Source organism: Novosphingobium sp. 11B (assembly GCF_054589055.1).
Genome location: NZ_BAAILP010000118.1, coordinates 16,535 through 23,730 on the forward strand (window position 1 = coordinate 16,535; position 7,196 = coordinate 23,730).

General features: G+C 66.8%; 7 protein-coding genes. 2 read left to right on the forward strand and 5 right to left on the reverse strand.

Annotated elements, in window-relative coordinates:
* From fabG to ACYPYD_RS11130, 4 genes are all read right to left on the reverse strand, one after another.
* The coding region (fabG, locus tag ACYPYD_RS11115) for a 3-oxoacyl-[acyl-carrier-protein] reductase (RefSeq protein ID WP_459663163.1) at positions 1 to 738 on the reverse strand (738 nt) is incomplete at its 3' end.
* 83 nt (positions 739 to 821) lie between these two features.
* Positions 822 to 1,757: an ACP S-malonyltransferase gene (fabD, locus tag ACYPYD_RS11120; RefSeq protein WP_036523317.1), complete on the reverse strand. Its 936-nt coding sequence runs from the start codon at positions 1,755 to 1,757 to the stop codon at positions 822 to 824.
* A gap of 117 nt (positions 1,758 to 1,874) precedes the next feature.
* Entirely contained in the window at positions 1,875 to 2,402 is a 528-nt protein-coding gene (locus tag ACYPYD_RS11125; RefSeq protein ID WP_008830970.1) for a VOC family protein, read from the reverse strand.
* Positions 2,403 to 2,444: 42 nt separating this feature from the next.
* Positions 2,445 to 3,254: an LD-carboxypeptidase gene (locus ACYPYD_RS11130; protein WP_459663166.1), complete on the reverse strand. Its 810-nt coding sequence runs from the start codon at positions 3,252 to 3,254 to the stop codon at positions 2,445 to 2,447.
* A 58-nt stretch (positions 3,255 to 3,312) separates the two neighbouring features.
* On the opposite strand from ACYPYD_RS11130, the gene ACYPYD_RS11135 reads away from it, so the two are divergent.
* A complete protein-coding gene (locus ACYPYD_RS11135; protein ID WP_459663168.1) occupies positions 3,313 to 4,737 on the forward strand; it encodes a glutamate ligase domain-containing protein in 1,425 nt (474 codons plus the stop codon).
* Positions 4,738 to 4,875: 138 nt separating this feature from the next.
* Here ACYPYD_RS11135 and ACYPYD_RS11140 read toward each other — a convergent pair whose 3' ends face one another.
* Positions 4,876 to 5,820: a DUF808 domain-containing protein gene (locus ACYPYD_RS11140; protein ID WP_459663170.1), complete on the reverse strand. Its 945-nt coding sequence runs from the start codon at positions 5,818 to 5,820 to the stop codon at positions 4,876 to 4,878.
* Between the two features lie 173 nt (positions 5,821 to 5,993).
* Between ACYPYD_RS11140 and ACYPYD_RS11145 the strand changes: the two genes are divergently transcribed.
* Positions 5,994 to 6,818 carry a flagellin N-terminal helical domain-containing protein gene (locus tag ACYPYD_RS11145; protein ID WP_036522625.1) on the forward strand — a complete coding sequence of 275 codons (825 nt, stop codon included), beginning with the start codon at positions 5,994 to 5,996 and terminating at the stop codon, positions 6,816 to 6,818.
* The last annotated feature ends 378 nt before the right edge of the window (positions 6,819 to 7,196 follow it).

Genomic DNA, 7,196 nt, shown 5'->3' on the forward strand with positions numbered 1-7,196 from the left:
GTGCAGGGTCTGGCCGGTGACGTAGCCCGCTTCCTTGCTGGCAAGGTACACGGCGGCGGCAGCGATCTCGTCGCCCTCGCCCATGCGGCCGATCGGGATGCGGGCGTTGAGCGCGTCCTTCTGCGCGTCGGGCAGCACGTCGGTCATCGGCGTGCGGATGAAGCCCGGTGCGATGCAGTTCACCGTCACGCCGCGGCTGGCGATTTCCTGCGCGAGGCTCTTGGACATCGCGGTGATGCCACCCTTGGCCGCGCAGTAGTTCATCTGGCCGGGGTTGCCGGTAGTGCCGACCACCGAGGTCACGTTGATGATGCGGCCATAGCGCGCCTTCATCATCGGCTTGGTCACGGCGCGCATCAGGCGGAAGGTCGATTCGAGGTTGATGCGGATCACCTGATCCCACTCCTCGTCCTTCATGCGCATCGCGAGGTTGTCGCGCGTGATGCCGGCGTTGTTGACGAGAATGTCGATCTTGCCCAGCGACTCGAGCGCGGCGGGGACCAGCTTCTCGACCTGCTCGGCATCGCCCAGGTTGCAGGCGATGGAGACGTGGTCGACTTCCTGCAGATGCTGCGGGGTGTGCTCGTCGAGTTCTTCGCGGAAGGCGCGCAGCTTGTCGGCATTAGAGCCCGAAATTGCGAGGCGCGCACCTTGCGCCGCCAGAGCGCGGGCCACGGCCGAACCGATCCCGCCGCTTGCGCCGGTCACCAGGGCAGTCATTCCGTTGAGGTTGAACATGGCAAAACTCCTAGATCGCCATCCCGGCGATGCTTAATCAGACGGCGCATGGCCCCGGGTCAAGCCCGGGGCCATGCGGAAAATCAGAGGCTCTTGGCCAGCTCCTCGATCTCAGCCATCGAGATCGCGGCCACGACGTCCACCTCGCCCGCCGAGCGCTTGATCATCGGGCCGACGACCTTGCCGCCGATCTCGACGAAGCGCTCCACGCCCGCCGCGTGCATCGCGATGGCGCTCTCGCGCCAGCGGACACGGCCGGTGACCTGCTCCACCAGCAGACGCTGGACTTCGGCCGGGTCAGTCACCACCGCCGCTGTCACGTTGGCGAACAGCGCGACGCGCAGCGCGCCCGGAGGGGTCGCGGCGAGCGCCTCGGCCATGGCGTCGGCGGCGGGCTGCATCAGCGGGCAGTGGAACGGTGCCGAGACCGGCAGCGCGATGCCGCGCTTGATGCCGTGATCCTTGACCAGCGCGATGGCGCGCTCGATTGCTTCCTTGTGGCCCGAGATCACGACCTGCGTGGGGTCATTGTCGTTGGCGACGGTGCAGACCTGACCCTCGGCCGCCGCTTCGGCGAGCGCAGTGGCCTTCTCGATGTCGGCGCCCAGCAGCGCGGCCATGGCGCCCACGCCGACCGGCACGGCGGCCTGCATCGACTGGCCGCGCAGCTTCAGCAGGCGCGCGGTGTCGGCAAGGCTGAAGGCCCCTGCGGCGCAGAGCGCGGTGTACTCACCCAGCGAGTGACCGGCGACGAAGTCCGCCTTGTCGGCGAGGCTGATGCCGCCTTCCTTCTCCAGCACGCGCAGCACCGCGATGGCGTTCGCCATGATCGCAGGCTGGGCGTTCTCGGTGAGGGTGAGCTGGTCCTCGGGGCCTTCGCTCATGATGCGGAACAGGTTTTGGCCGAGAGCTTCGTCGACCTCCTGGAAGACCTCGCGCGCGACGGCGCTGGCCTGTGCGAGTTCGGCGCCCATGCCGACCTTCTGGCTACCCTGTCCGGGGAAAACGAATGCACGCATCTGCGACCGCTCCTTGGCTTGCACGGCGGGCGGGGAGCCTCTCGCCGATTGCGAATCGATTGTGGCGCGGCGGGTTATTGACCTTGGCCGCTCAGGGCAAGCCCCGAGACACGCGCGTCACCCGAAAGCGATGTCCTGGGTGGCGCCCTTCGAGAAGTCGCCCGCCTTGCGCCGCACGTATTCGTAGAACCCCTTGAGGTTGTCGGTCGGCTCGTACAATTCGAGCATGTGCCCGTAAGTCGCTATCGTATCGAGGAAAACGTAACGGAACCCGTCGGTCATCTGCGCGTCTAGCGCCAGCGTAGCCCCTCGCCCGGTGAAGTCGGCGACGGCTGCATCCAGATTATCGACGAACAAGGCGACGTGATGCAGTCCCTCCCTCCCCGAGCCTTCCGGATAGAGGTCATGAAAGGCCGAGGGGCCGGGATTGTTCTGCTGACAGAACTCGATCATCACTTCGCCCCACTGGCCGTAGGCGCTGGAGTGGTCGAGTTCTCGCTCCACCCCGCGATGGACGGCGCGGGTCAGCGCGATATGGTCGGCCACGTAGTAAGGCCCAGAGCCGAAGGCCGCGGAATGGGCCCGCGCGGCGGCGCGCACATCCGGCACGAAGTAGGCGATCTGGCGGATCGGCAAGGGCGCCATCAATCTCTCCCGTTCTGTTTGAGCTGGAGAGTGGCGTCTTCGTCAGCCGAAGGGAACTATCTTATTTGCGGCATCGTGACCGATGTCCGCCACGCCGAGGAAAGCGATCGCGTGGCGTTCGCACCAGTAGCGCGCGATCTGCTCGGCATCGGCGCCGAAGGGGCGGTCGTTCTCCGGCACGTCGCTGACGCGGCCGAGGCGAAGGCCCGCGATGCCGCCGAGATGCGCGGTCGCGTGGAAGAACAGGCGGTCGACGGCGTAGAGATATTCGGAGACTTCCTCCACCATGACCACGTGGTTGGCGAGCCCCGGCATCAGCCGCGTGCCACCAAGCATGGCCAGCGTCATCAGGTTGAAGGCGGCGACGGCGTGGCGCTCGCCGCCAAGCGAGGGTTCGAGGCCCTGCTTGTCACCCGCGAGGTAGGCGAGCGCACGGCGCACCGCATCGGCGCCACCTGCGCGCCGAATGTCCGCCAGCATGGGGCCGTGGACGGGCTTGCCGATCCGCTCGCGATAGAGCCCGCCAAGCACATAGCCTGCGTCCGAATAGCCGAGGTAGGTCTTGCCGACCGCCGCATGACCCATCTGCTCCAGCGCGGCCTCCGCAATCCGGCACGCACCGTAGCCGCCCCGCGCGAACCACACGGCATCAACGGATGGATCGTTGGCGCACTCCAGCAGAGAACCGAGGCGTTGTTCGTCAGTTCCGGCGAAGTGCCCCTCCTGCGCGAAGCATTGCTCGTGAACGACGAGTTCCACGCCGGGGAACTCGGCAGCGGCGAGCGCGCGGACGGCCTCGGCATCCTCGCGGGTGATCGGGGTGGACGGTGCGCAGACGGCGATACGTGTCATGCCATGCATTCCTATCGAGGTTGTCACGGCGGGCAAGGCCGCATACGGCTTGCGGTCTATGACCGACCTGCCAACGCCCTCCAGCGACCTCACTACTCACCCCTGGTTCTTCTGCGGCATCGGCGGCTCCGGCATGCTGCCGCTGGCGCTGATCCTCAAGGGCCACGGCGCGAGCATCGGCGGCTCGGACCGCAGCCGCGACCAGGGCCGGACGCCCGAGAAGTTCGCCTGGCTCGAATCGCTGGGCTTCGAGCTGTTCCCGCAGGACGGCAGCGGCGTGATCTCGGCCGAGCAGACGCTGGTGGCCTCGGCGGCGGTGGAGGACACCGTGCCCGAAGTCGTACGGGCGACGCAGCTAGGGTGCCCCCGGATGAGCCGTGCGCAGCTGCTGGCCACGCTGTTCAACGCCGCGCCCTTCGGCGTGGCGATCGGCGGCACCTCGGGCAAATCGACCGTCACCGGCATGACCGGCTGGATCATGACCGCTTGCGGCCGCGATCCGACGATCATGAACGGCGCGGTGATGAAGAACTTCGTCAGCCCCGATGCGCCCTTTGCCAGTGCCCGCGTCGGACAGGGTGATGCCTTCGTGTCAGAGGTGGACGAAAGCGACGGCTCGATCGCGCTCTATCGCCCCAAGGTGGCGGTGCTGGGCAACGTCAGCCTCGACCACAAGAGCCTCGAGGAACTGCGCGAGTTGTTCGGCGACTTCCTCGCCCGCGCCGAAGTATCGGCGATAAACCTCGACGATGCGGAAACCGCCGCGCTGGCCCACCGGACGCGCTCACTGGTGACCTTCGGGATCACTTCGCCCGAAGCCCATATCGCCGCGATAGACGTGGTCGAGGGGCCGACTTCGCTGTCCGCCACGATCCTCGACAGGCGCGACGGCACCGAGCATGCGCTGGCGCTGAAGGTGCCCGGCCGCCACAACCTCTACAATGCGCTCGCCGCAATCGCTGCCGCCAATGCCGCCGGCGTGCCGGTTGCCGAGGCGGTCGCCGCGCTCGGCAGCTTCGCGGGGCTGGCGCGGCGCTTCGACGTGGTCGGCACCTCGCCCTCGGGGATAGCGGTGATCGACGACTTCGGGCACAACCCGGACAAGGTCTCGGCGACGCTCTCGACGCTCAAGGTGCATCCGGGCCGCGTCATCGCGCTCTTCCAGCCGCACGGTTATGGTCCCTTGCGGCAGATGGGCGCCGAACTGGCCGAAGTCATCGCCCGCAAGCTGGGGTCGGACGACCTGACCATCCTGTGCGATCCGGTCTACTTCGGCGGCACCGTGGATCGCAGCGAAGGCTCGGAACGGATCGTCCGGCTGATCGAAAGCCACGGCGGCAAGGCGGAATACCTGCCCAGCCGCGCCGACTGCGGCAAGCGGATCGCCGAGATCGCGCAGGCAGGCGACCGCGTGGTCATCATGGGCGCGCGGGACGATACGTTGACGGCGTTCGCGAAGGATGTTCTGGCCGCCCTGCCCTGACGTCGCCCCGGACTTGATCCGGTATCGGTGGCAGTCTTGAGGCGGGAGCTATTGGCAGGGCGCCCCGCTGCGATCCGGGCTGTCCACGGCCAGCGGTCCCGGATCAAGTCCGGGACGACGCCGCCTTCAAACTCCGCCTCAGTGTCCCTTGCCGCGCGCCTTGGCGACGAGGTGCACCACCACCGCTACCACCGCGCCCAGCACCAGCCCGACCACTGCCGAAGCCACAGCGTAGCCCAGCCAGCCGAACACCGGCCCCAGCGGCCCGGTCGCCCCGGCCAGCGCATGCTCGATGCCGTGCGCCATGTGTGCGGGCGCGGGCAGGCCCAGTTCCTCCAGCCCATGGACGATAATCCCGCCGCCGACCCACAGCATCGCCACCGTGCCGACGCTGCCCAGAACCTTGAGCACGATCGGCATTGCCTTCAGCAGCCCGCGCCCCAGCGCCTGCGCGCTCGCGCCCGGCTTCTTGGTCAGGTGCAGGCCGACGTCGTCCATCTTCACGATCAGCGCCACCGCGCCGTAGACGCCGATGGTGATGAGAATGCCCACCACCGCCAGTGCCACAGCGCGGGCGATGAAGCTGGAATCCTCCACTTGCGACAGCGCGATCGCCATGATCTCGGCCGAGAGGATCAGGTCGGTGCGGATCGCCCCGGCAACGCGGGTCTTCTCGAAAGTGGCGACATCGCTCACCGGATCGTCCAACGTCTCGCCGTGCTTCTCGCCGCCCAGCTTCTCCAGCACCTTCTCGGCGCCCTCGAACGCGAGGTAGAGGCCGCCCGCCATCAGGATCGGGGTGATCGCCATCGGCAGGAAGGCGCTCAGCAGCAGCGCCACCGGCAGCAGGATCACCAGCTTGTTGAACAGCGAGCCCTTTGTGATCTTCCAGATGATCGGCAGTTCGCGATCGGGCGTGAAGCCGGTGACATAGCCCGGCGTCACCGCCGCATCGTCGATCACCACGCCCGCCGCCTTGGTGCCGGCCTTGGCCACCCCCGCCGCCACGTCGTCCATGGAGGCGGCAGCGGCACGAGCGATGACCGCAACGTCGTCAAGCAGGGCGACAAGGCCGGAAGGCATTCTATTTCCTTTTGTTTGCAAGTGCGAACGAAGCCGCTGCATGCGGGGTAATCAGCCTGTGATCAAGCGAAAGCGAAACGGACTTAAATCCTGCGCGCACCCGCCGTTCTTCTGGACATGTGAAGAGCGCTCCACTTCCGGGGCCGCTCGAAAGGCTTACCGGGGTTCAACACATGTCAGTCATCAACACCAACATCAGCGCGATCCGCGCTTCCAACGCTTCGAATTCTGCCAACAAGGCGCTGGGCACGGCGATGGAGCGCCTGTCGACCGGCAAGCGCATCAACTCGGCCAAGGACGATGCGGCGGGCCTTGCGATCTCGACCTCGATGACCTCGCAGATCCGCGGCATGAGCCAGGGCATCCGCAACGCCAACGACGGTATCTCGCTGGCGCAGACCGCCGAAGGCACGCTGTCGGAAGTCGGCAACATGCTGCAGCGCGTGCGCGAACTGGCGATCCAGTCGGCTTCGGGCACCTACCAGACCTCGGACCGCGCGGCGATGCAGCAGGAAGTCACCGCGCTCACCACGCAGATCAACGACAGCTTCACGCAGGCCAAGTTCAACGGCAACACGCTGATCTCGACCACCGCGGGCGCTGACCTGACCTTCAACATCCAGACCGGTTCGCAGGGCGGCCAGCAGGTCGTGCTGACCTCCAAGGCGATCGACGGCACCAAGGTCTCGGCGACTGCCCTCGACGTGACCGATGCGACCAAGGCGGCGACCACGCTGACCAACGTCGATGCCGCGCTGTCGGACGTCAACGCCACCCGCGCCTCGCTGGGTGCTGGCCAGAACCGCCTCGAATCGGCGATCAACAACCTGACCAACACCACCACCAACCTGGCCGACGCCCGCAGCCGCATCGAGGACGCCGATTACTCGGCCGAAACCACCGCGATGGCCAAGGCGCAGATCCTCAGCCAGGCATCCACCGCGATGCTGGCGCAGGCCAACCAGAGCCAGCAGAACGTCCTCTCGCTGCTGCGCTAAGAGACTGGATACAAGCCTTCCCGTCCCCCGGAAGGCCCGGAAGCCCGGCGGTCGTTTCCCCCGACCGTCGGGCGTTTCCGTGTCTGCACAAGGTGACAGGTTTACACGGTTTACACGGTCCAGAGGGCAAAGGTGTCACCTTAGGGCCGGAATGTGTCACCTTAGGAGCGTAAGGTGACACATTTTGCGGACGATGTGTCACCTTACGCGAAGGAAGTGTCACCTTGTGGTGTAACCTTGTGGAGTGCGAGGCGGTTCGGCAGGGCATGGGGCGCAATGTATCGGATGCCGCCTGGTGTAGGAAAGCGGACCAGGGATATCCTCCCTGTCGCGCAGCGATGGGGAGGTGGCAGCGACGCAGTCGCTGACGGAGGGGGA

Excerpts from the sequence above, each read along its gene's own strand:
- ACYPYD_RS11125 (WP_008830970.1), bottom strand. The coding sequence starts at position 2,402 with ATGGCGCCCTTGCCGATCCGCCAGATCGCCTACTTCGTGCCGGATGTG.
- ACYPYD_RS11135 (WP_459663168.1), top strand. The coding sequence starts at position 3,313 with ATGACCGACCTGCCAACGCCCTCCAGCGACCTCACTACTCACCCCTGG.
- ACYPYD_RS11130 (WP_459663166.1), bottom strand. The coding sequence starts at position 3,254 with ATGACACGTATCGCCGTCTGCGCACCGTCCACCCCGATCACCCGCGAG.
- ACYPYD_RS11145 (WP_036522625.1), top strand. The coding sequence starts at position 5,994 with ATGTCAGTCATCAACACCAACATCAGCGCGATCCGCGCTTCCAACGCT.
- ACYPYD_RS11140 (WP_459663170.1), bottom strand. The coding sequence starts at position 5,820 with ATGCCTTCCGGCCTTGTCGCCCTGCTTGACGACGTTGCGGTCATCGCT.
- fabD (WP_036523317.1), bottom strand. The coding sequence starts at position 1,757 with ATGCGTGCATTCGTTTTCCCCGGACAGGGTAGCCAGAAGGTCGGCATG.